Origin of the sequence: Shewanella sp. SR44-3 (assembly GCF_014163735.1) — a bacterium.
Classification (GTDB): domain Bacteria; phylum Pseudomonadota; class Gammaproteobacteria; order Enterobacterales; family Shewanellaceae; genus Shewanella.
The window spans coordinates 25,904-49,830 of the sequence record NZ_JACJDV010000026.1 but is presented as its reverse complement, the minus strand read 5'-3'; the positions used below and the strand labels follow the sequence as shown (position 1 = coordinate 49,830).

Below are 23,927 nucleotides of genomic sequence, written 5' to 3'. Positions count from 1 at the left end.
TAAGGCCAATGCCATCAAGGCCGATAGAAGTAATTTATTTTTATCAAAATTCATGTAATATCCTTGTTACATTGCGACTTTGGTTTAGCGATTAAACTTAAGTTATTAAATCAACAGAAATACACTGTTGAGTTTATTTTCATATTCAGGTGTTTTTATTGTTACCTAGATTGAAGGGGGAACATTTGGGGAAAGTGTCTAAAAGAACATCAACAACAATGAGCTATTTTTTATATTTTCACTGCCATGTGTGATCTTTGCTGACCAATCCTTTATATTTAAGCTTATTTGCGCGAGCATTCTACTCATTAATTTGTTGAAAATAAATAGCAAAAAATCATTTTTTTGCAACAATTTGCAACAATTTGACCTCTGTGGCGCAACTCTCGGTGCTTTTATTTAACAAGTGTGTACATAATCAACTATCTTGATCTGATGGTCAAGTCACTCTTTCATAAAATCCCCGTTAATTAGTTGATTTATAAAACTGAATTTTAACTAGCATACATTTGCAAGCACTAGCTGTGATATGCTTTGTATCTGGATCTATAATTAATTTTTGATGATAGGTTATCTATTTATATTCTTGGGAGAGAGTATGTCGATTAAGACAAGTATCAACCCAGCAGTGTTTTTCTCATCTGTGGTTTTAATTGCTCTGATGGTATTTTTGTGTGCGCTTTGGCCACAAGAGGCGAGTCATTTCTTTAAATCGGTACAAGGTGGCATAGAGCAGAAAGCTGGCTGGTTATATATTTTAGCCGTGGCTATTTTTTTGCTGTTTGTTTTGTTTGTGATGATGAGCCGTTTTGGTGACATTAAGCTGGGGCCAGATCATGCGGTGCCCGATTACAGTTACAAAAGCTGGATAGCCATGCTGTTTTCTGCAGGCATGGGCATAGGATTAATGTTTTTTGGTGTCGCAGAGCCTGTGATGCATTATTTAGCACCGCCTGATGCAACCCCAGAATCCATTGCTGCCGCAAAAGATGCCATGAAGATCACTTTCTTCCATTGGGGGCTGCATGCCTGGGCAATTTATGCCGTAGTGGCGTTAAGCTTGGCGTATTTTTCTTATCGTCATAAACTTCCTTTGCTGCCTCGCTCTGCGTTATACCCGTTAATTGGCGAACGTATTTATGGCCCCATAGGCCATGCTGTTGATACATTTGCGGTGCTGGGTACCATGTTTGGTGTGGCAACGTCCTTAGGTTTTGGGGTGTTGCAGGTCAATTCAGGTTTAAGTTATTTAATTGATGGCTTCCCTAATAATGCTTGGATGCAGGTGGGCTTAATTGCCATTATTACTGCTATTGCAACCTTGTCTGTCTTTTCTGGTTTAGATAAAGGCGTTAAACGTTTAAGTGAACTTAATTTAGGCTTAGCCTGTTTGCTCATGTTTGCGGTACTTTTACTTGGGCCAACAGTGATGTTGATGCAAGCCTTTGTGCAAAACACTGGCAGTTACTTAAGTGAGCTAGTTGAGAAAACCTTTAATCTTTATGCCTATCAGCAAAAAGATGATTGGATTGGTGGCTGGACGTTACTTTATTGGGGCTGGTGGATTTCATGGTCACCTTTTGTGGGTACCTTTATCGCCAGAGTAAGCCGTGGTCGTACCATTCGTGAGTTTTTAATCGGGGTATTATTTGTCCCAAGTGCGCTGACATTTTTATGGATGACAATATTTGGCAATAGCGCGATTGATGCCATCATGAATCATGGTGCCAGCTATTTGTCTGAAGCGGTTTCCACTGATGTTTCAGTGGCCTTGTTCAAGTTCTTTGAACATTTTCCTATGTCTAATTTTTTATCGATTATTGCCCTGTGTTTGGTGGTGACTTTCTTTGTGACATCATCTGATTCAGGTTCTTTGGTGATTGATAACCTGACCTCTGGTGGCGATAGTAATGCCCCTGTGTGGCAACGTATTTTCTGGGCGACGCTACAAGGTGTTGTCGCTGCTGTATTACTTGTCGCTGGTGGCTTGCAAGCCTTGCAAACCGCGGCGATTGCCAGTGCCATGCCATTTCTGCTGGTAATGTTATTGATGTGTTTAGGTTTATATCGAGCCTTAAAAGATGACTGGCTTAAACTCAGTAATGTTCAGTCACACAATACTAGTGTGCAGTACGCTCAGACGAGTATGAGCTGGCAAGACAGAATTGGCGTCTTGGTTTCTCAACCTAGTTTTGATGAAGCTCAGGTGTTTATTGCCAAAGTCGCCAGGCCCGCATTAGTTGAAGTGCAAAGTATCTTTGTGCAAAAAGGGGTGCAAGCACAAATTGTACACTTGGATCACAGAGCCCGTTTGATTATCGGTGCCGACGAGCCTTTAGCTTTCGTCTATGGTATGCGTATTCAAGCCTTTACTATGTCTGGTCGGGTGGAGCATGCAGATAAAGAAGAAAAGACCTTCTATCGGGTAGAAGTTTTTCTTGAGCATGGTGGTCAGCAATATGATGTGATGGGTTATACCCAAGAACAGATCATTGCAGATATTGTTAGTCAATACGAACGTTATTTACATTATCTGCACTTGTCCAATTACGCTCCCGTGGGCAATGAACTGTAAGCCGTATTGCATCGCTGTGTATCAAAAATACATAGGTTAGAGATGTCACTCGGGTTAGGTTGCCAATGACCCGCATTAGCGCTTTAATGGCTAGCGCTGAATAAATAGATTGCCCCCAGTGATAAGCCTTATTATCCTAGGGGCAATTTTTTTGAGTGTGAGAAAGGCAATGTCAGCAAATCAGGGTCAAAGCAAGTTAGATAAAGTATTGGCCGAAGCCAATGAGTATAAAGCCAGTCGTGAGAAGGGTTACCGTGAGCAAGCGTTAAAGCTTTACCCTTGGGTATGTGGTCGCTGTACTCGTGAATTTACTCATAAAAATTTGTCTGAGCTCACTGTGCATCACAGGGATCACAATCACGATAATAACCCTTCAGATGGCAGTAATTGGGAACTGCTATGCCTGTATTGTCACGATAATGAGCATTCACGTTTTGAAGAGCTTATTCGCTATGGCAGCACCACTGAAACCAAACAAGCAACTGCGACTTATAACCCTTTCGCCGATCTGAAAGCGAGAATGAAAAAGTAAACTGCAAGATTAAACGCTTGGAGAATACCGGTATTAGCCTTGTTTAGCTTCTGTGGCAAGCCATTTGGCGCGGCTGATGGTTTGGTTATTACTGTCTCCCTCAAACGCAATTTTTCGCGCAGGCAATTTATCCCAAATCACTTGTTGTTCAATTTCTGTGGTTGATGACCAAGAAACAATTTCATCGATGTGGCGAAAACAGCCCATACAATAATCGTCATCATTTAAGCCGCAGCGGGCGACACAAGGTGAATGCATGGTTTACAATCTCAGTTATCTATTTCATACGCTTACCGGTAACTTCGGTAAGCTGTTAGTGGTGCAAAGCATAGCATGTCGAGTGCAGTTAATTAATGGCCATTGAGCAACAAATTCCCCCCTCTGGGTATGGGCAGCATTTTGAACGTCTTAATCAGTTATTGCTTGGATTAGCCCCGCTGTGGCAATTGCAGGCCTTTGAATGTCATGATTTGCCTTGGGCTGTTCGCTTTCCCCATTTAGCTACTGCAGTAACCGCCCTTGATGATGAGAACATTGATACAATAGATAAAAATCAAACGGCCTTAGTCGCCACCTTACTGCCAAGCCTTAGATTGGATCTTGCAAAGGCCGCGCATCATGCCCCTGAAATTCAATCTTTAATTGACTTGCTGCCATTACTCGATAATGCTTTTTCCGCGCTGCGCATCGATGAACCGCGAGTGGATGAGCAAAGCTTAGCTGATAAGGACCCAGCCGCGACTGATGCCTTTAGCCATCAGGATTTGAGCCACTTTAGCGCTGGCATAAAGGGCCGTAAATGGCAGCAAATTACCGCATTTACCCAGATGAGTTTTCTGCAAGGTGTTAATGACTTGCCTGTGCTTGAGTGGTGTGCGGGTAAAGGTCACCTTGGCCGCTTAGTGGCAAAAACTCAACAGGTGGCGGTGACCAGTCTTGAGTGGCAGCAGAGCTTGTGTGAACAAGGCCAGACACTTGCCGATAAATGGCACGTTGCGCAAGATTTTATTTGCGCGGATGCCTTTGAAGACATAGATATTCACGCAGAGAATAGCCCTATTAAGGCAAAGCAGCACGCTATCGCTTTACATGCCTGCGGCGATTTACATGTGCGTTTATTACAGCTTGCAACCGCTGCCAATACAAAGATGATTTCCATCTCCCCCTGTTGTTATCACCTTATTCGAGAGCAGGTATATCAGCCGTTATCGAGCAAGGCACAATTATTGGCGGCGAACGGCAGGGGATTGGGTCTTACTCGGCATCATTTACAGCTACCCTTGCAGCAAAGCGTGATAGCAAGTTCCAAGCAGCAAGCTTTACGTCACCAAGAGGTTGTGTGGCGTTTAGGGTTTGACAGTTTGCAGCGTGAAATCACTGGCAAGCAACATTATTTACCCGTACCGACGCTAAAACAGAGTCAGCTGAGTGGCAGTTTTGTCGATTTTTGTCACTGGGCCGCCAGTGCCAAACAATTATTATTACCAAAAGGGGTAGATTTTGCGGCCTTTTTACGCCAAGGCCAGAAAAGGCACGCACTGACCTTACGGATAGATTTGGTCAGTCATTTATTTCGCAGCGTATTAGAGACTTGGTTATTACTGGACCGTGCCATTTATTTACAGGAGTCAGGTTATCAGGTAGGGCTGAGTGAATTTTGTGCAAACAGTATCACTCCAAGAAATGGCTTTATTCAAGGCATTAAATATTGAAAATCTAGGCTTAAGTATCAAATGGGTATTTAAGCCTTTGTTTAAGTTATTTTATTTATAATTTTTTTGATTAAATCAAGCAGCTAGTCGAATGATAATGACTAATTTGTAGGTAAAGTGTAGTGGCAGCTTAGGGCTTAAAGGCGGTTTTTGATTGAATATTTAGGCTATTCTTGCTCAAATGGCTGCTTAGGGAGTTTTTATCTCGCATTTTGCTTGTGAAATGAGCCAGAGATAAGCTGCCCAAACGAATAACAATAAATTGAGTCGTGCCATAACGGCTATCATAATGAGTGATTAATACGGTTTCATGAAATATTCCCGCGTCTTTATCAATAGTTTAGCCTATGAGCTTGCCCCCCTAGTGGTGTCCAGCCTAGATCTAGAATCACGCCTAGCGCCTTTATATCAAAAGTTCCGTATTCCTATGGGCCAGCTTGCCGCCTTAACTGGAATTACAGAGCGCCGCTGGTGGCCTAAAGGCTTTCGTCTCTCTGACGGTGCTATTAGTGCCGCCCATAAAGCCATAGATGAAACTGGCATCGCCGTGAGTGATTTAGGCGCAGTGGTTTACACTGGCGTGTGCCGCGATCAGCACGAACCTGCCACAGCATGCCGCATAGCAGCCGAACTAGGGGTGTCTAAAGACACCGCCATTTATGACATCAGCAACGCTTGCCTTGGGGTGTTATCAGGGATTTTGGATATCGCAAACCGTATCGAACTTGGGCAGATTAAAGCCGGTATGGTGGTGTCTTGCGAATCAGCACGCGATATCGTCGAAGCGACAATCGACAATATGCTTGCCGATCCCACCATGCAAAACTTTGCTCAGTCCTTAGCCACCTTAACTGGCGGTTCAGGCGCTATTGCGGTGATTCTAACCGATGGCAGCTTGCCGTTAAAAACTGCCCGCCAGCACCAATTATTAGGCGCTAGTCACTTGTCTGCGCCAGAGCATCATCAGCTGTGTCAATGGGGCCTCCAAGAAGCTGGGCACTTGTTGTACCGCGAGTTTATGCGAACCGATGCGGTGACCTTACTTAAAGAAGGCGTAGATTTGGCCAAGCATACCTGGGAGCATTTTTTGTCTCAGCGTGATTGGCTGGTAGAACAAGTCGACAAGGTGATTTGTCACCAAGTGGGCGCTTCTAACCGCAGACAGGTGCTTAATGCGCTTAATATCCCCCATGAAAAAGAATACCCAACTTACCAAACCTTAGGCAACATGGGCACTGTGTCGTTACCTGTGACCGCAGCTATGGCGCACGATCAAGGCTTCTTAAAAGTGGGCGATCAGGTGAGTTTTCTGGGTATTGGCAGCGGCCTTAACTGCATGATGCTAGGCATTAAGTGGTAAATAATTAGAATAACAGCTAGGAAATACAATGTTAGAGTCCCTATTGCCTTTTAAGAGCCATTTTTTGTCACGCAATGGCCAGCAGTTGCATTATCTCAATGAAGGTCAGGGCGAGCCTGTGGTTATGGTGCACGGCAATCCCAGCTGGAGTTATTACTACCGTAATTTGGTGGCAGAACTTAAAGGGGATTTTCAGTGCATCGTGCCTGATCACATAGGTTGCGGCCTGTCGGATAAGCCTGATGACCCACAATATGATTACACCTTAACAAGCCGCATTGACGATCTTGAAGCGTTACTTGAGCATCTCGACGTGCGTGAAAACATCACCTTAGTGCTGCACGATTGGGGCGGCATGATAGGCATGGGCTATGCTGCGCGCTACCCTGAGCGCATAAAGCGCTTAGTCTTACTCAACACTGCCGCGTTTCATCTGCCGCAGAGTAAGCCTTTTCCTTGGGCGCTGTGGCTATGCCGCGAAACCTTTTTAGGCACCTTGTTAGTGCGTGGTTTCAATGCGTTTTCGGCGGCGGCATCTTTCGTTGGCGTTAAGCGCAAACCTATGGATAAAGCTGTGCGTGAAGCTTATGTGGCGCCATTTAATTCTTGGGCTAACCGTATATCGACGCTGCGTTTTGTGCAGGATATTCCATTAAAGCCCAGTGATAGAAATTACCAATTGGTGACTGATATCGCGCAAAGCCTCACTCAGTTTAATAAAACCCCTGCACTAATTTGCTTTGGTATGCAGGATTTTGTGTTTGATAAGCATTTCTTGCAAGAATGGCGCGAGCGTTTGCCCCATGCCAAGGTGCATGAGTTTGCTGATTGCGGTCACTATATTCTTGAAGATGCTCCTAAAGAAGTTATAGGGTTAGTGAAAGACTTTTTGACAGGAAAATAGTCTGAAAAAACACATTGATAGAATAGCAGTTTAGCGGTGTTTTACAGTTAACGTACTGATATCATGGCCGTTACAATCTAAGCTTTAGCCTATGATTATGACGGCTTTCTTCATTATTAAAAGAGTGCCCTAGCTATGACTACGCCAAGCGCTAACCTATGTCGACACCTGTATAATGCAGCAAAAGACACCCCAACGGCATTAGCCGTCGCTGTGCAACAGGCTCATAGAGGGCTGTTGTCTAGCAAAGCCCGTTTTAGCTACCAAGAAATCAACTTCGCCCAGCTTGATAAACGCTCTGATGATATCGCCTTTGCGCTCAATCAACAGGGTATTGTTGCTGGCATGAAAGCCGTATTGATGGTGACCCCAAGTATTGAATTTTTCGCATTAACTTTCGCACTATTTAAAGCGGGCATTATCCCTATTTTGGTGGACCCAGGTATGGGGACGGCAAACCTTAAGCAATGTTTCGAGGACGCCGAGCCACAAGTATTTATCGGTATACCCAAGGCTCATATTGCCAGGCAACTACTTGGCTGGGGTAAAGGCAGTGTGCGTCATTGTATTAATGTGGGTGGCGGTTCGCTGGCAAGACTACTCTCAGGTGCACCAAGTCTTGATGAATTGCTTGAGGAAAGTGTTAAACGCAAAGTGAAGCAATACCCTATGGTCAAACTCAATGACCATGACATGGCGGCCATCTTGTTTACCAGCGGCAGCACAGGCTTGCCCAAGGGGGTTGTCTATAGTCACAGTATGTTTGAGGCGCAAATCGAGGCATTAAGATGCGATTATGGCATTCAACCCGGTGAGCGCGATCTAGCCACTTTTCCGCTATTTTCATTATTTGGCCCAGCCCTTGGCATGGCTTCAATCGTGCCAGATATGGACGCCAGTAAACCCATTACTGCCAAGCCAGAGTATTTATTTGCCGCCATTGAGCAATACCAGTGCAGCAATCTATTTGTTAATCCCGCGCTGCTTGAGCGCTTAGGACAAGCTGGTGAGGCAATGAAGCATAAACTCACCAGCGTTAAGCGGGTTATTTCGGCGGGGGCACCGGCCAGTATCGACTCTATTGCCCGTTTTACTAAGCTGCTTAACCCACAAGTGCCAGTACTTAATTCCTACGGCGCAACCGAATCTTTACCCATCAGCTTTATTTCAAGCCAAGACTTGCTCCCCACTAAAGAGTTAACCGACAAGGGCGCAGGTATTTGTGTCGGTAAAGCCATTAATGGGGTTCAGATAAGTATTATTGCCATTAGTGATGAACCGATGGCCTCTTGGCAGCCAGAACTAGCCCTCAAGGCGGATCAAGTCGGTGAAATTGTGGTCAAAGGCCCTGTGGTCAGCCAAAGTTATTATCGCAATGACAAGGCCAATGTCTTAGGCAAAATCAACGACGCTGAGGGCGGCATACGTCATCGCATGGGGGATTTAGGCTATTTAGATGATGCGGGCAATTTATGGATGTGTGGCCGTAAAGCCCACAGAGTTGACACTAAAATACCCGATGGTTCAGCATCACCTAAGCGCTACTTGTCTATCCCTTGCGAGCGGGTATTTAACACTCATCCTCAGGTGCTGCGCTCGGCGTTGGTGGGGATTAAGCTTAATGACCAGCTTGTGCCATTATTATGCCTAGAATTAGATAAAAGTTTAGCCTGCAGCGACACTAAAGCCTTGTATCAAAGCTTAAAAGACATAGCTGCGTCACATTCCCATACTCAAGGCATTGAGCGCTTTTTAATTCATCCCAGTTTCCCTATGGATGTGCGCCATAATGCCAAAATATTTCGCGAGAAGCTTGCCATTTGGGCCCAAGCTAAATGGAAGGAATAACAGTGTTAGCCTCAAAAAAAACTGGATTAAAACATCAAGGGTCAAACATCAACAGCATAAAACAGCTTGATTTTTCTTCCTTGACTCAAGCTGAACAGGCGGTGCTTACCGCCCTAAAAAGTCAGTGCAGCAAGGTATTTGTCACAGGGGCTGGCGGATTTTTGGGTAAAGCTATTTGTAAGCGCTTAATCGCTGCGGGTATAAAAGTGACTGGTTTTGCCAGAAGCGCTTATCCAGAGCTAGTACGTCTTGGGGTCGATATGTACCAAGGGGATATCTGCGATTATGACAACCTGCTTGAGGCAATGAAGGGTTGTGATTTGGTATTTCATGTGGCCTCAAAAGCTGGAGTGTGGGGCAGTGAAGATAGCTATTTTATGCCTAATGTGAATGGCGCTGCCAATGTTATTCGTGCTTGTAAAAAGCTTAAGATCAAAAAGCTTGTGTATACCAGTACCCCCAGTGTGACGTTTAAAGGTGAAGATGAAAATGGTATCAATGAGTCTGCACCCTACGCGGTTAAGTTCCTGAATTTTTATGCCCAATCTAAGGCATGCGCCGAGAAGATGATCCTTGCCGCTAATGGCGAAAAAGTGAAAACAGTGGCCTTAAGACCGCACCTTATTTGGGGGCCTGGGGATCCTCACTTAGTGCCAAGGGTCCTCGCCAGAGCCAAAGCAGGCAAGCTTAAACTTGTGGGTAAAGAGGATAAACTAGTCGATAGCATTTTTATTGATAATGCCGCCTATGGGCATTTATTGGCAGGATTAGATTTATGCCAAGCGGCAAACAGTGCCGGTAAAGCGTATTTTCTTAGTAATGATGAACCCATTACCATGGCGGCGATGTTAAACAGTATTTTAGCCAGTGCAAACATGGCGCCTATCAGCAAGCGAGTACCAGCGACATTAGCCTTTTATGTTGGTTATTTTCTAGAGCTTACTTATGGTCTTTTGCGATTACGAAGTGAGCCTGTGATGACGCGTTTTGTGGCTAAACAGCTCTCTACCAGTCATTATTTTGATATTAGCGCCGCTAAAAAAGATTTAGGTTATCAGCCACAGGTGAGCATAGCTGAAGGAATGGTAAAGCTTAAGCTATCACTTACGGACAGTTAATAGATTACATTTAGCCAGTATAGAATAGGCGTCTAAGGGCGCTTTTTTGCTATAAAGAGACTGTCTACAACTTGACGTTCAAGGGATGGATTGGTGATGGCTTGCTTGCTATGGCTTATCAGTTCAAAACCCGTTGTGATTAAGGCCTGTATAAGCTGTGGTTCTTCATGATAATGAATATACATCTCTTGGCCAGAGCTTGAGATTTGTCCCCCTGAATCCGTGAGACTCCCAGTCATTGTGCTTAGGTAAATAATGCCATTATCTTTAATTAACCTATGTATATCATTAAATAATGCTAGCACTTCAGCAGAGGTTAAATAGGGCAACACAAAGCCGCAAACCAAGGCATCGAATGCTTGAATATGTTTTCCCATTAATCTTGTCGCGAATGCTTTATTTGATAACTGATTGAAATCAATGTCGCGGCAATCCATCCGCATAAACGCAGCTTCTGGATTATTAAGCTTGGCAAGCTCTAGCATATTAGGCGCTAAATCTAACCCTAATAGGTTGATATCTGGGCGTTTATCCAGCAAATAACGACTAAGATTGCCAGGGCCACAGGCCATATCCAAGACTGCGGCATTAGGTACAAGCAGGCTACAGAATTTATCGAGCGCGCAGGCATAAAGGCTTACATCCATGTACTTGTCTTGATAGCCTTGGGCTAATTGATTAAATAACGAGACGGCTTGGCGATTTGTATCCATTTTTCCCTATTTAAAACATGAGTTAATTTAGTGATAAATGCCTAAGATAGATTGCATTATCAACAAATAAAACGCCATACTCATTGCAGATATATTTTGAATATTCACAGACACATTCACAAAAACGTCCACAGGAGTCACCATGGAAAGAAGAGCCAGCTGTAACTGCGGTCAAGTGTCAATCACGACTAAAGGTGAGCCATTAAGAGTCTCTGTGTGTCATTGTATCGCTTGTCAAAAACGAACAGGAAGTGCCTTTGGGGTGCAAGCTAGGTTTAATGTGGATCACACCAAAATAAGCGGCGAAACTAAGATTTACCAACGAACGGGCGAAAGTGGTGGGGTGATTGATTTTCATTTTTGTCCGCAATGTGGTGCAACTGTGTATTTCTCCACCGTATCTATGCCTGATGTTATTGCTATTCCTGTGGGGAACTTTGCTTGCTTGACCTTTAACACAGTACCGCAATTGGGCTCACAGGGCGATCATAAAAGCGCCGCCCAGACCTTTCCTCATCCAAGCGTTAGTGTATATCAAGTCAGGGCCTTACCTTGGGTGAGCTTATCTGGCATTAATGACGTGTATGATTAACCACTCACTATTAACTATTAACTATTAACAAATAACAAATAACAAATAACAAATCACAAATAACCAATAGAAAATAGCAAGGGATTGAATTATGAAAACCATAGGATTATTGGGCGGCATGAGCTGGGAGTCGACCCTTAGCTATTATAAATTGATTAATCAAGGCATCAATCGTGAGTTAGGCGGGCTGCATTCGGCAAAGATATGCTTAAACAGTGTCGACTTTGCTGAAATTGAGCAGTTGCAACATCAAGGGAAGTGGCAGCAAACTGCGGATATTCTTACCGCTGTGGCCCAGTCCGTTGAGGCCGCTGGCGCCGATTGTCTGCTGATTTGCACTAATACCATGCACAAGCTCGCGCCGCAAATTAGTGCGGCGATTAACATTCCCCTTATTCATATTGCAGATGCGACCGCGCAACAACTCATCAAGGATGGCGTTACACGGGTCGGACTACTGGGCACTCAATTCACTATGGCGGAAGATTTCTATAAAGGTAGGCTTAGGGAGCAGTTTGATATAGAGGTACTTATTCCTGATGAGCTTGCGCAGCAAGTGGTGCATAAGATCATTTACACTGAGCTTTGTCAGGGCATCATTTGTCCGGAGTCTAGGCAGCAATATGTAGAGATTATCGAGAAGCTGCACCAACAAGGTGCCCAAGCTGTGATCCTCGGTTGCACAGAAATCGCCTTGCTGGTGCAGCAAGAGCATACTTCGGTCCCTCTGTATGACACCACCGCCATACACGGCCAAAGTGCGGTTAATTTCGCCCTTGAAGATCATTATAAAGCAACTGATAAATGTGGTTAAGGCCATGTTTAAAATGAAATATATGTGCTAGATTCGTTCATTGTACCTAAGGAAGGGAATGATGGATGAATAGTTCTGAACAACGCATTAAACGATTATTGTGTATCGAATTACTTGCATGGTGGGAAGGCAGCGTCAGCAATAAGCAATTGCAAGATGAGTTTGCTATCAGCCGCCAGCAAGCCTATCAAGATCTTAAGGACTATCAACAGCACTGCCCTGACAACCTAATCGCGGTTAATGGTGGCTATCAAGTAAGCCCACAGTTTAGCGCTAACTACCTCTCATTAGATGTAGCACAATACCTACAGTGGTTTTCTACTGGCAGCTTAATGTTGGCCCAGCAGGTTAATCCGCTAACCTCATTGTTATCCATTCCCAAACGCTCAGTATCAGTTGTTGTCATGCGTCAACTCATTAAAGCCATCAGGTATCAACAAAGATTAGAAGTAGATTATGTTTCCTTATCAAACCCTGAAAATGATGGCCGTATATTTCACCCCCATACGTTTGTTAACACAGGTCTTCGCTGGCATGTGCGCGGTTACTGCGAAAAATCCCGTGATTACCGAGATCTCGTCTTAAGCCGCTTCAGTGGCGAGGGAGATATCTTAGGCGACTCAGAGCATAAGGTTGAAGACGATAAGGCTTGGCAAACCTTTATCCTTCTGATAATACAAGCCGATCCACGCCTTAGTGCCGCTCAACAAGCGGTACTCGCTAACGACTATCAAATGGAAGGTGGGCAACTCATCATCAACACCCGCGCTGCACTGGCCAATTATCTACTGCAAGAACTTCACATCAATACCAAGATGCTCGACGGCACTCCCGAAGCCCAGCAATTAGTCCTTGTTAATATTAATGAGGTAAAACCCTGGTTATTCAATGGCTAAACTAACAATTTTTTCAATGGAAATTGTGCAACGGCTACCTTAAAAACACCGACAGTGTAAAGTCACTTTACCTGTGTTTTTGACCAGTAATGTGCATACCTAAATGGATTGAGTAAAGTAAAGCCAGATAAACAGGGAGTGAGTAATGGACGATTTTTCGCCTTCAGATTTAAAAACAATATTGCACTCAAAACGTGCCAACATGTATTACTTGGAGTATTGCCGGGTAATGCAAAAAGATGGCCGCGTGCTCTACCTGACTGAAGCACTCTCAACCAGCACGAGCCGTGAGAACCAGTATTTTAATATTCCCATCGCTAATACCACAGTCTTACTGTTAGGCAACGGCACCTCAATTACTCAGGCCGCTATGCGAATGTTGGCACAAGCCGGAGTGTTGGTCGGATTTTGTGGAGGAGGTGGCACACCACTGTATATGGCCTGTGAAATTGAATGGTTTACCCCACAGAGTGAATATCGGCCAACAGAATATTTACATGGCTGGATGCAATTTTGGTTTGATGATGAAAAAAGGCTTGCTACAGCAAAGGCTTTTCAGCAGGCACGTATCAGCTTCCTAGAAAAAGTATGGCAAAACGATCGCGACTTAAAAGCCGAAGGTTTCGATTTTACTAATCCGCAAATACAAACGGCTTTAGTGCCATTTCACGCCCGTACTGATGCAGCCAAAAAACAAGCTGATTTATTGTTAACTGAGGCACAGTTGACCAAAGCCTTGTATAAATTTGCTGCCCACAATACCAATGCCGCTGAGTTTACCCGTCAGCATCAACCCGCAAAAGATTGTAGCAATAAAGCCAATGACTTTTTAAACCACGGTAATTACTTAGCTTATGGCCTTGCTGCCAGTTGTTTATGGGTACTAGGGATCCCCCATGGGTTTGCAGTCATGCACGGTAAAACCCGCCGCGGTGCGTTAGTCTTCGATGTCGCCGACTTAATAAAAGATGCGCTAGTACTACCCTGGGCCTTTATTTGTGCCAAAGAAAATGCCACCGAACAAGAATTTCGCCAGCAAATACTGCAAGCCTTTACCGATCATAAAGCCCTTGAGTTTATGTTTAATACCGTCAAGCAAAATGCCTTGAAAGATCACAGTGCGCAGCAGATTGAGGCACAAAATCTATGATGGTCACCTTTGTGTCCCAATGCGAGAAAAACGCCCTCAAGAAAACCCGTCGAGTACTGGATGCCTTCGCCAACCGCATTGGCGACAATACTTGGCAAACGTTAATCACGGAAGACGGTTTATTAACGGTCAAAAAAATGCTCCGAAAAACCGCCAGTCGTAGCACTGCTGTCAGTTGTCACTGGATAAGAAGCCGTTCACGCAGCCAGTTATTGTGGGTGGTAGGGAATAGATTGAAATTTAATGAGCAGGGCATAGTGCCTGTGAATACTACGTCACTTAATTTAGAGCACAAGGAATGGGAACAGGGTTGGTACTTAAATGAGATTGTGGTTTTAGCTTCAAGTATTGCAGGGCTCTTTCATGATTTTGGTAAAGCTAACGATTTGTTTCAACAAAAGTTAAAAGGTTTAACCGCTTTGCAGGGTGAGCCTTATCGTCATGAGTGGGTATCACTGCGTTTATTTGAGTCATTTGCTAAGGGAAGAACCGATCATGATTGGTTAAGTCAACTCGAAAAAATTTATGACAAAGAGCAGGGGGCTATTGTTGAAAAACAGGTACTGAGTCACCTTTTTATTGATGGAAAAGGCAATCAAAACGCATTTGAAGGGTTAGCGCCTTTTGCCAAGCTAGTTGCATGGTTGATTGTATCTCACCATCGCTTGCCTATGTCTAATGCTGATGTTGTTAAGATTGAAGAGATTGAAGCGTGGCTGTCAAAATGTTTTGACTGTCATTGGAACTCACCAAATGCGATAGAACTTTCAAAGTACGATGCAAAAACGATTAAGGATAATTGGCGATTTAGTCATGGAACGCCATTTTTAAGCAAGCCTTGGCAGCACAAAGCAAGTCGATTAGCGAAGCGGGCTTTGAATACCCCATTATTATTTACTGAAAATATACAATGGTTTGAACAGCGTTTTGTCAGTCATATGGGAAGACTGTCGTTGATGTTAGCTGATCATTACTACTCTTCTTTGCCAATTGAACAATCAACAGCGGCATGGCGAGATCTGCAATATAAGGCGGTTGCGAATACTGACAGGCAAAGTGCAAAGCAAACGAGCCATAAGCCCAAGCAGCAACTTGATGAGCATAATATTGGCGTTGCATCAAATGCTCAGCGATTTGCGCATAATTTACCGGCGCTTAAATACACCTTACCCTCAATAACCCAGCATAAATTATTCACTAAACGCGCTGAAGATCAAAAATATCAGTGGCAAGACAAAGCATTTTCTCATGCGAAGGCAATTGCAAAAGCGACTGAAAAGCAGGGCTTTTTTGGCGTCAATATGGCGTCAACGGGGTGCGGTAAAACAATCGCTAATGCCCGCGTTATGTACGGACTTGCAGATGAAAGAGAAGGCTGTCGTTTTTCTGTAGCACTAGGTTTGCGAACGCTCACGTTACAAACGGGTGATGCCTACCGTGAGTTATTGAAGCTTGGTGATGATGAGTTAGCAGTGCTAATTGGTTCGCAAGCGGTTAAAACACTGCACCAAATTAATAACGAGCCAGACAGAATAAACTCAGGAAGCGAATCAGCAGATGAGCTGTTTGAGCAATTGTTTGTCAGTTACGCTGGTCAAATTTACGATGGCCGCCTTAAGCATTGGCTTAGCACTAGTCCAAAGCTTGAGCAGCTAATTAGTGCGCCTGTGTTAGTGAGTACCATAGATCATTTAATGCCAGCGACTGAGAGTAAGCGTGGCGGCAAACAAATTGCACCTATGCTGCGTTTGTTGACGTCTGATCTAGTGCTCGATGAACCCGATGACTTTGGCCTAGAAGATCTACCCGCATTATGCCGTTTAGTTAATTGGGCCGGTATGCTGGGTTCAAGGGTGCTGCTTTCTTCTGCTACCTTACCGCCTTCGTTAATCAAAGCCTTATTTGATGCATATACAGCAGGCCGAAAACATTTCAACCAAGCGCAATTCCCCGAAGGGAAACAGCAGCCAGTTTGGTGCGGCTGGTTTGATGAGTTTAACAATCAAACAGTGGAAATAGCGATCACACAGGACTACATGCAAACCCATAAAGCCTTTGTGAAAAAACGCGTTAAATGCTTAACCGATGAAAGCAAAGTATTGCGAAAAGGGGAAGTCATCAATGTTAAACCTGTCGATTTCATATTCCCACATGGCAGTACTGCTTCAGCTGAATATGTACAAACCGCGCACACCATTTTTGAGAGTATGCACCAACTTCATAGTACTCATCATGTGACGCATCCATCGGGGAAAAAAGTCTCATTAGGTGTGGTGCGTATGGCCAATATTAACCCTATGATTGAAGTGACTAAATACTTAGTTAATATGTCACCTCATCAAGATCACCATATCCACTTTTGTGTCTATCATTCTCAATTGCCATTGGCATTGCGTTCATTCAAAGAAAGTCGTTTGGACAAGGCGCTTAGCCGCCACGACGAGCAGCAGTTATGGCAACAAGCCGAAATCCAGCAAGCCTTACAAAATAGCGATATAAATAATCACCTTTTTGTGGTGCTTGGCACCTCGGTTGTGGAAGTGGGCCGAGATCATGATTATGACTGGGCGGTAGTCGAACCTAGCTCAATGCGATCAATTATTCAGCTAGCGGGGCGAGTGCAGCGTCATAGGCAACAAGTACCTAAAACGAGTAACGTGCTTGTTTTAAATAAAAATATCCGTGCATTAAAAAATGAAATGCCTGCCTATTGCAAGCCAGGATTTGAAAGTAAGGCATTGCCCTTAGCATCTCACGATCTTAATGATCTCATCACTAGCGAGTTGGGTCATATTTCAGCTATTTCTCGCGTAGAAGAACCTGAATTCCGTTCGACTGATTTTGAAGTGCAACAAAAATTCGGCCCAGCAAACGCAGTTGCTGACTTTATGGTTCAAGAGCACCGGGCAATGCGTTTTCATTTAGAGAAAACAGGGGGCGATAAATACATTGATAAGTTTTACCGTAATTTCAAAGAAGCCAATATTTGGTGGGATGAACATACCGCTGTGCACGCCAGTTGGAATGCTGAATTTATTCGCCAAACAGAATTTAGAAAATCACAAATGCAAGAAGCCTTTGTCTTGCGGTTAAATGAAGACGATGAACTTACTTGGTGCCAGTTAGATACCACTAGTAAACCTTACGCATATACCCCAAAGAATACGCGATTTAACACTGAAGATATCCCGATGGCACCAGGCTGCTTTTGGTGGTTTACAGCAACGACAGAGGATATTTATCAATATTTCGCAGAAGCGCTTAACTGCTGTGGGCAAAAAGCCAGTGAGCAATTAGGGGAAATAAATTTACGTGCAGAAAAAGATGAGCAAGTGATCACCTGGACATGGCATCAACAATTAGGTGTTTATGAACAATTAAAAACTAAGGAGAACCAATGGAACTGACCTTAAGTGATGCGATTGCCGACTATATTGAGCAACGCAAACAAGCCAAGCTAGAGCCGCTGCAAAAAGCACGGGATAAACTATTTGAAAATATTGATGATCTTACCCAAAGAAGTATTGCTACAGCACAATATAATGAAGCAGCAGCACCAATTGAGGCAGCATTTAACCCCGTGGATTGGTTAACCGATGCCGCCAAGCGTGCTAAACAAATTAGTTTAGCAACCCATGCGGCAAAGTTTACCCACAGTGATGCTAAAGCCAGCAGTATGTTGGTAACAGATACCCATACAGACAGCTGTGGATATATCACGACTGCTAGCCTAAGTAATAAAGCCATTGATGCGGTCGGTAATGCCGCAGCGCTTGATGTGGCAAAGTTATTAAAAATTAGCGTCAATAACGAGAGTTTGATTACCCAGCTACAAGACAAACATATCAATGCATTAAAAGCGTTTACTGATGACGAGATATTACTCAATGAATGGCAGGCTGGCTTTGAAAAAGCACTAGGTGATGAAAAGTTATCTGGGCATACACTTATCAAACAGCTTTATTATCCAATCCACTCAGATGCGATGAGTGAACCGCAATATCATTTATTGTGCCCATTATTTTCATCTTCTCTTGCGCATGAATTGCATAAACAAATCACTAAAACCCGCTTTGGTGAGGCTAAAGAAATTCGAGATGCTCGTAAAAAAGGCCATTTTCATACTGAATTATCCGAGAGCTTTCCTGCTACTGCGGTGCAAAATTTTGGCGGCTCGAAACCTCAAAATATCTCGCAGCTAAACAGTGAACGTTATGGGCAAAGTTTTCTACTAAATTGTGCACCACCCACTTATCAAGCACAGAGTAAACCGCCCCTTGCTAGTACTTCGGTTTTCAACCGTGACTTTAGTTTTAAAACTTCAGCACTTATACGTGAGTTTAAAGCCTTCTTAGCAGGGCTTACAGTTCAAGATAGAAACTTTAAAACTCGCTATAAACGTGATTACTCCTTTGTGCAGCCGCTACTGGACAGCTTATTTAATCATGCGGCGCAAATTCAAAGCCTAACCGAGCATGCTGGCTGGTCAAATGATCAAGACTGCCAAATGAAGCATCAACATGCACTTTGGTTGGATGCATACAACCCACAGCCATCATTTCAATCAGAGCGTGAGAAAGGTGATTGGTTAGAAGTTGTAGCCCATGACTTTTCACTTTGGCTTTTGCGCAAGCTTGAAAATAAACAACAGTATTTGCTGGGCGATGTGGAGCAAAAGTACTTTAAAAAGCTTTGCCTTCACGAATTAAAAGCCTTTGAACGCCATACACCCAAGCTTGGGGAACATTAATATGCAGCAATATATTTTGCTTAAAAAGCTCAACATCCAAAATGCTAACGCCATTGCGGGCTTAACTTATGGTTTTCCTGCGATCACAAACTTTTTAGGTTTTGCCCATGCGCTGTCACGTAAATTACCAGAGTCGTTGGCGGTTAAGCTCGGTGGTGTGGCGGTGATTAGCCATAAAAGTATCGTCCATGCCCGTCAACCAAAAGGCTGGGGCGATTACGTGTTTGCGCTAACTCGTAACCCATTAACCCAACAAAGCACGACAGCACCGATTAATGAAGAAGGGCGTATGAATATGCAAATCTCTTTATTGATTGAGTTGGAAGGCTTAACTGCTGGAGATAGAGGCACTGAGCAAGCTTTAATCCAACAAGTCCTACACATTATTCCTACCATGCGTTTAGCTGGTGGACAGATAACAGAGCTTGACCGTTGTGAAGTGTTGAATGACGAGCTGACACAACAAAAAGCCCTCCGCAGATTAATGCCTGGTTTTGTCTTACTAGACAGAAGTCATTACCTTGAAACGCATTTTGCTACGTTAAAAAGTAGCCAGCAAGACGCTAGTTTCTTTGATGCATGGTGCGACTTTGCCAAATTAAAATACCAAGCAACGCCAATTGAGGATCAACAGTCAGAAGATGCTCAAGTCATCACTGAGCAAGATCAAGATCATGATGATGGCGTAAAAATGAAAGCCACATGGGATTACCTGCCAAAGCCTGAATCAGGTTATTTAGTACCTATCGCGGCAGGTTATTACGCGATCTCTGAGCTGTATCCTGCGGGCGAGGTCGATAATGTACGTGATAAAAATGTGCCCGTAGCATTTGCGGAAACCGCCTATAGCGTTGGCGAGTGGCAAAGTGTGCACAGATTGAAAGAAATTAATGCTGGCATATGGCGATATACCTATCAACACCCTTGGTATCTGGCTAAAACGCAATCAATTACCGCCCCTATTGTAGAGCCAGATATAGCACTTGAAAGCGATGTTGTATTTGACCCTGACTTTTTATAATAAATGGAGATTTAATCATGGCAGACGTAAAACTTAAAACCCCTTCAGTATTAGCTTTTGAAGCAAAATTGATCCCGTCAGATGGATTAATGTTTGCCGGTAATGTTAATGAAAACACATGGCAACCTATTATGGTGGGTGAGAAGGCGGTAAGAGGCACCATTTCTAATAGACTTAAAACGGCTATTGCAAATGACCCTGCAAAACTTGATGCAGAAGTATCAAAAGCAAATTTACAAACGGTTGATATTGCAGCATTACCTCATAGTGCTGATACCTTAAAATTAGTATTTACCCTTCGTGTGTTAAGTAACTTGCATGTTCCTTCAACCTGTAACGATCCCGCTTACCAAAGTGCATTAGCTGAAAAAGTAAAGCAATACCAAATTTCAACAGAATTTAAAGAATTAGCCAAGCGCTACGCGCATAATATTGCTAACGGTCGTTTTTTGTGGCGCAACCGTGTAGGTGCAGAAACCGTTAAAATTGTAGTAACCGCAGGCAGTAAGGATCAGAGAAAGCAATTCATATTTGACAGCTATGAATTCAGCCTGAGGGATTTTGAAGATAATGCGCAAGTAAACGAATTAGCGAAAATCATTCAATTGGGCCTCATTGAGCAGCATGCCTTAATCAAAGTGGAAGCCTATAGCCAATTAGGTCAAGGACAGGCGGTTTATCCATCTCAAGAGTTAGTCATGGGGGGCGGTAAAGGCGATAAGAGTAAGTTTTTGTATCAATTAGATGGCCAAGCCGCCATGCACTCACAAAAAATTGGTAATGCGCTGCGAACCATAGATACATGGCATCCTGAAGCTGCTGAAATAGGTGCCATTGCCATTGAACCCTACGGTTCAGTAACCAACCGCGGGGCGGCTTACCGTCAGCCAAAAGAGGGCATGGATTTTTATAAATTACTCGATGCTTGGATGTTAAAAGGAAAAGAACCAGAGCTAGAACAGCAGCATTACATAATGGCCATGTTAATTCGCGGTGGTGTGTTTGGCGAATAAGGAAAAACCATGAATTACTATCAAGAAATCACCTTATTGCCTGATGTTGAAATCTCCTTGGGGTTTATTTGGCAAAATGTATTTCAACAGGTGCACATTGCGCTTGTTGAAAACAAGATTGGGCCTAACCAATCGGCTATCGCGGTGGGTTTTCCTGACTATAAACAAGGACGCTTTCCACTTGGCAGCAAACTGCGTTTATTTGCTCAAAAACAAGAACAGCTCGAAAAGTTAGCGATATCTAACTGGTTATCTCGGCTTGAAGATTATGTTCACGTTAAAGGCATTAAACCTGTGCCAGCAGAGGCTAATTTTGTGTCTTTTACTCGAAAACAGGTTAAATCGACCGAGCGCATTGAGCGGGAAATGCACCAAAAAGCCCAGCGTTGGTCGGTAAAAAGTGGCAAGCCTTTAACTGAATGTTTAAAGGATCTTGAAAAGACCAAACCGACAGGGCATAGCGAGCTGCCGTTTATCTTTTTACACAGCCAAGAAACTAAGCGCCGATCGCCCAATGAAAGCAGTAAGTTCCCATTGTTTATAAGCAGTGTGACAGTTGATGGTAAACAAGGCGTTAAGCAAAACGGTAGTTTTGACTGTTATGGACTGAGTTCGAAAGTAAATCGTGAGGATAACTTAGGGTGCGTGCCGCAGTTTTAACCCCTAGTAATCACCAATAAAGGATGGTTTTAACCCTTTATTTTTGCTCTTTAAAAATTAGCTATTTAAACAATAAGTTACAGCAGGTCGTTTTTAACAAGGTTAAAAGAGGGTTTTTAACCTAACAACTTGTTGTAACTTATTTTATTGGCTGTATTCTATAGTTCACTGCCGCACAGGCAGCTCAGAAATTGTTGTTGAGTGGTTACGGCTCGCTTCTTGCGTTCACTGCCGCACAGGCAGCTCAGAAATGCACCTGTAGACTGAGCCGCTCGGCCCAGTTGTTCACTGCCGCACAGGCAGCTCAGAAAATTCTTGCAATGTTAAACCAGCTGAAATTTATGTTCACTGCCGCACAGGCAGCTCAGAAAATCGGCATGAAGCAGGCGCAAGAGTTTGTATAGTTCACTGCCGCACAGGCAGCTCAGAAAAGTGATACAATCGTACTCTTCCATTCTTGCAAGTTCACTGCCGCACAGGCAGCTCAGAAACTGTAAAATCGGTGAATTCAGTTAGGCTTGGAGTTCACTGCCGCACAGGCAGCTCAGAAAGTCAGCGCCGATAACCCGAATCACTTTTACTCGTTCACTGCCGCACAGGCAGCTCAGAAACAGTCAAAAAACATAGGCGTCCATGTATACATGTTCACTGCCGCACAGGCAGCTCAGAAAGCTAATAAGCCACACGCCATCATTATCTAGCCGTTCACTGCCGCACAGGCAGCTCAGAAAATCAGCAAAAACAGCTGATTCGACAATCTGATGTTCACTGCCGCACAGGCAGCTCAGAAAAGTCCCAGCCGCCGGCTGGAATTGGAATGGCAGTTCACTGCCGCACAGGCAGCTCAGAAATAGACAACGGCGTGGTGTTAGTGGCTCGCCGTGTTCACTGCCGCACAGGCAGCTCAGAAAAGTGGCAACGCCTAGGCACTCAATAGCCTGATGTTCACTGCCGCACAGGCAGCTCAGAAAATGGCGGCGGCCCTTAGCATCTGCTCTAACTCGTTCACTGCCGCACAGGCAGCTCAGAAAAACCACCGCTTGAATACGGGCGTCAACTTGGGGTTCACTGCCGCACAGGCAGCTCAGAAATTTAAAGAAGGTAATCGGGCAGTGGGGTGCTTGTTCACTGCCGCACAGGCAGCTCAGAAATAGGGTTTATTCAGAGTCAAGAAACGGTTATAGTTCACTGCCGCACAGGCAGCTCAGAAATTACACCATGAGTTATTTAGCGTCAACTATTAGTTCACTGCCGCACAGGCAGCTCAGAAAGCTAAATGTGACATCTGCTGGCTGCATCCTGTGTTCACTGCCGCACAGGCAGCTCAGAAATAGCCTCAATATTGTTTGTGTATGGCACAATGGTTCACTGCCGCACAGGCAGCTCAGAAATTCTGCGGGAACAGTAACTTACACACAATCCCCTTCACTGCCGCACAGGCAGCTCAGAAATAGGCGTTGCTACGGCAAGTAGGTCAGCTGATGTTCACTGCCGCACAGGCAGCTCAGAAAAGATTGGCAAGAAGGCGTTAGATCGAGTTGATGTTCACTGCCGCACAGGCAGCTCAGAAAATTAGCAACTTCTCCTGTTATGAAATATCTTTGTTCACTGCCGCACAGGCAGCTCAGAAATTGCCGGCGGTGCACTGCTCTCGACCTGCCCAGTTCACTGCCGCACAGGCAGCTCAGAAATGTTGAGAGAACGGTTCACCAAAGAACTCTTCGTTCACTGCCGCACAGGCAGCTCAGAAAAGATGGTGCGGACAGTTTTATAGCTACAGACTGTTCACTGCCGCACAGGCAGCTCAGAAATTTTGCCAGTTACCAATGACGCAGGCGAAACCGTTCACTGCCGCACAGGCAGCTCAGAAAAATCACCGTTAGGCTTTATAATTAGCGGCATGGTTCACTGCCGCACAGGCAGCTCAGAAATGCAATGTATATTCTTGGTTTCATTATCGCTTGTTCACTGCCGCACAGGCAGCTCAGAAAAGCGTAGAATCCACCAACAGATTGAACCCCCAGTTCACTGCCGCACAGGCAGCTCAGAAAAATATCATTGCGCTTAACGTGAAGCATAAAGAGTTCACTGCCGCACAGGCAGCTCAGAAACAATCCAGTGCCATCGGTTACAGTGGTAACGCGTTCACTGCCGCACAGGCAGCTCAGAAAATGCTAACAGCGATTTGCGCGGTAACGCCTGCGTTCACTGCCGCACAGGCAGCTCAGAAAATACGCAAACGCCGCGCCCGTTCCATCATCTTGTTCAC

General features: G+C 44.3%; 18 protein-coding genes and 1 CRISPR repeat array (1 of these 19 cut by a window edge). Of the genes, 16 read left to right on the top strand and 2 right to left on the bottom strand.

Features of this window, described 5'->3' with window-relative positions:
* Nucleotides 1-598: 598 nt before the first annotated feature.
* Together H5073_RS12950 and H5073_RS12945 are read left to right on the top strand one after the other, a co-directional pair.
* Nucleotides 599-2,575 carry a choline BCCT transporter BetT gene (locus tag H5073_RS12950; protein ID WP_182679990.1) on the top strand — a complete coding sequence of 659 codons (1,977 nt, stop codon included), beginning with the start codon at nucleotides 599-601 and terminating at the stop codon, nucleotides 2,573-2,575.
* Nucleotides 2,576-2,744: 169 nt separating this feature from the next.
* Nucleotides 2,745-3,107, top strand: coding sequence for a YajD family HNH nuclease (locus tag H5073_RS12945; protein ID WP_182679989.1), 363 nt, complete (start codon nucleotides 2,745-2,747; stop codon nucleotides 3,105-3,107).
* Between the two features lie 33 nt (nucleotides 3,108-3,140).
* Here the strand turns inward: H5073_RS12945 and H5073_RS12940 are convergent, their stop codons facing one another.
* Nucleotides 3,141-3,365, bottom strand: a complete 225-nt coding sequence (locus tag H5073_RS12940) for a DUF1289 domain-containing protein (protein ID WP_182679988.1) — start codon at nucleotides 3,363-3,365, stop codon at nucleotides 3,141-3,143.
* 95 nt (nucleotides 3,366-3,460) lie between these two features.
* Between H5073_RS12940 and H5073_RS12935 the strand changes: the two genes are divergently transcribed.
* From H5073_RS12935 to oleD, 5 genes are all read left to right on the top strand, one after another.
* Entirely contained in the window at nucleotides 3,461-4,819 is a 1,359-nt protein-coding gene (locus tag H5073_RS12935) for a methyltransferase (RefSeq protein WP_182679987.1), read from the top strand.
* Between the two features lie 310 nt (nucleotides 4,820-5,129).
* Nucleotides 5,130-6,179, top strand: a complete 1,050-nt coding sequence (locus tag H5073_RS12930; protein ID WP_182679986.1) for a 3-oxoacyl-ACP synthase III — start codon at nucleotides 5,130-5,132, stop codon at nucleotides 6,177-6,179.
* Nucleotides 6,180-6,207: 28 nt separating this feature from the next.
* On the top strand, nucleotides 6,208-7,083 hold the full coding sequence (locus H5073_RS12925) for an alpha/beta fold hydrolase (protein ID WP_182679985.1): 876 nt from the start codon (nucleotides 6,208-6,210) through the stop codon (nucleotides 7,081-7,083).
* 135 nt (nucleotides 7,084-7,218) lie between these two features.
* Nucleotides 7,219-8,931 carry an olefin beta-lactone synthetase gene (gene oleC, locus H5073_RS12920; RefSeq protein WP_182679984.1) on the top strand — a complete coding sequence of 571 codons (1,713 nt, stop codon included), beginning with the start codon at nucleotides 7,219-7,221 and terminating at the stop codon, nucleotides 8,929-8,931.
* Complete coding sequence (gene oleD, locus H5073_RS12915; protein ID WP_182679983.1) at nucleotides 8,919-10,049, top strand: 2-alkyl-3-oxoalkanoate reductase; 1,131 nt, start codon at nucleotides 8,919-8,921, stop codon at nucleotides 10,047-10,049. The genes oleC and oleD overlap by 13 nt, the downstream gene beginning before the upstream one ends.
* A 32-nt stretch (nucleotides 10,050-10,081) precedes the next feature.
* On the opposite strand, the gene H5073_RS12910 is transcribed toward oleD, so the two are convergent.
* Entirely contained in the window at nucleotides 10,082-10,762 is a 681-nt protein-coding gene (locus tag H5073_RS12910; protein ID WP_182679982.1) for a trans-aconitate 2-methyltransferase, read from the bottom strand.
* Nucleotides 10,763-10,904: 142 nt separating this feature from the next.
* On the opposite strand from H5073_RS12910, the gene H5073_RS12905 reads away from it, so the two are divergent.
* The 9 genes from H5073_RS12905 (at nucleotide 10,905) to cas6f (ending at nucleotide 21,658) form a co-directional block, all read left to right on the top strand.
* Entirely contained in the window at nucleotides 10,905-11,354 is a 450-nt protein-coding gene (locus H5073_RS12905) for a GFA family protein (protein WP_182679981.1), read from the top strand.
* A 91-nt stretch (nucleotides 11,355-11,445) separates the two neighbouring features.
* Nucleotides 11,446-12,168: an aspartate/glutamate racemase family protein gene (locus H5073_RS12900; RefSeq protein WP_182679980.1), complete on the top strand. Its 723-nt coding sequence runs from the start codon at nucleotides 11,446-11,448 to the stop codon at nucleotides 12,166-12,168.
* Nucleotides 12,169-12,233: 65 nt separating this feature from the next.
* A complete protein-coding gene (locus H5073_RS12895; RefSeq protein WP_182679979.1) occupies nucleotides 12,234-13,064 on the top strand; it encodes a WYL domain-containing protein in 831 nt (276 codons plus the stop codon).
* Nucleotides 13,065-13,209: 145 nt separating this feature from the next.
* Entirely contained in the window at nucleotides 13,210-14,214 is a 1,005-nt protein-coding gene (gene cas1f / locus H5073_RS12890) for a type I-F CRISPR-associated endonuclease Cas1f (RefSeq protein WP_182679978.1), read from the top strand.
* Complete coding sequence (cas3f, locus tag H5073_RS12885) at nucleotides 14,211-17,621, top strand: type I-F CRISPR-associated helicase Cas3f (RefSeq protein WP_182679977.1); 3,411 nt, start codon at nucleotides 14,211-14,213, stop codon at nucleotides 17,619-17,621. The genes cas1f and cas3f overlap by 4 nt, the downstream gene beginning before the upstream one ends.
* The gene (gene csy1 / locus H5073_RS12880; RefSeq protein WP_182679976.1) at nucleotides 17,612-18,964 is read left to right on the top strand and encodes a type I-F CRISPR-associated protein Csy1; all 1,353 of its coding nucleotides are present in this window, start codon (nucleotides 17,612-17,614) and stop codon (nucleotides 18,962-18,964) included. The genes cas3f and csy1 overlap by 10 nt, the downstream gene beginning before the upstream one ends.
* Nucleotide 18,965: 1 nt before the next feature.
* A complete protein-coding gene (gene csy2, locus H5073_RS12875; protein WP_182679975.1) occupies nucleotides 18,966-19,985 on the top strand; it encodes a type I-F CRISPR-associated protein Csy2 in 1,020 nt (339 codons plus the stop codon).
* Between the two features lie 17 nt (nucleotides 19,986-20,002).
* Nucleotides 20,003-20,998, top strand: a complete 996-nt coding sequence (csy3, locus tag H5073_RS12870) for a type I-F CRISPR-associated protein Csy3 (RefSeq protein WP_182679974.1) — start codon at nucleotides 20,003-20,005, stop codon at nucleotides 20,996-20,998.
* A gap of 9 nt (nucleotides 20,999-21,007) precedes the next feature.
* Complete coding sequence (gene cas6f, locus H5073_RS12865; RefSeq protein ID WP_182679973.1) at nucleotides 21,008-21,658, top strand: type I-F CRISPR-associated endoribonuclease Cas6/Csy4; 651 nt, start codon at nucleotides 21,008-21,010, stop codon at nucleotides 21,656-21,658.
* Between the two features lie 163 nt (nucleotides 21,659-21,821).
* A CRISPR array of direct repeats spans nucleotides 21,822-23,927; the repeat unit is 28 nt; unit sequence GTTCACTGCCGCACAGGCAGCTCAGAAA (it continues 3,085 nt past the right edge of the window).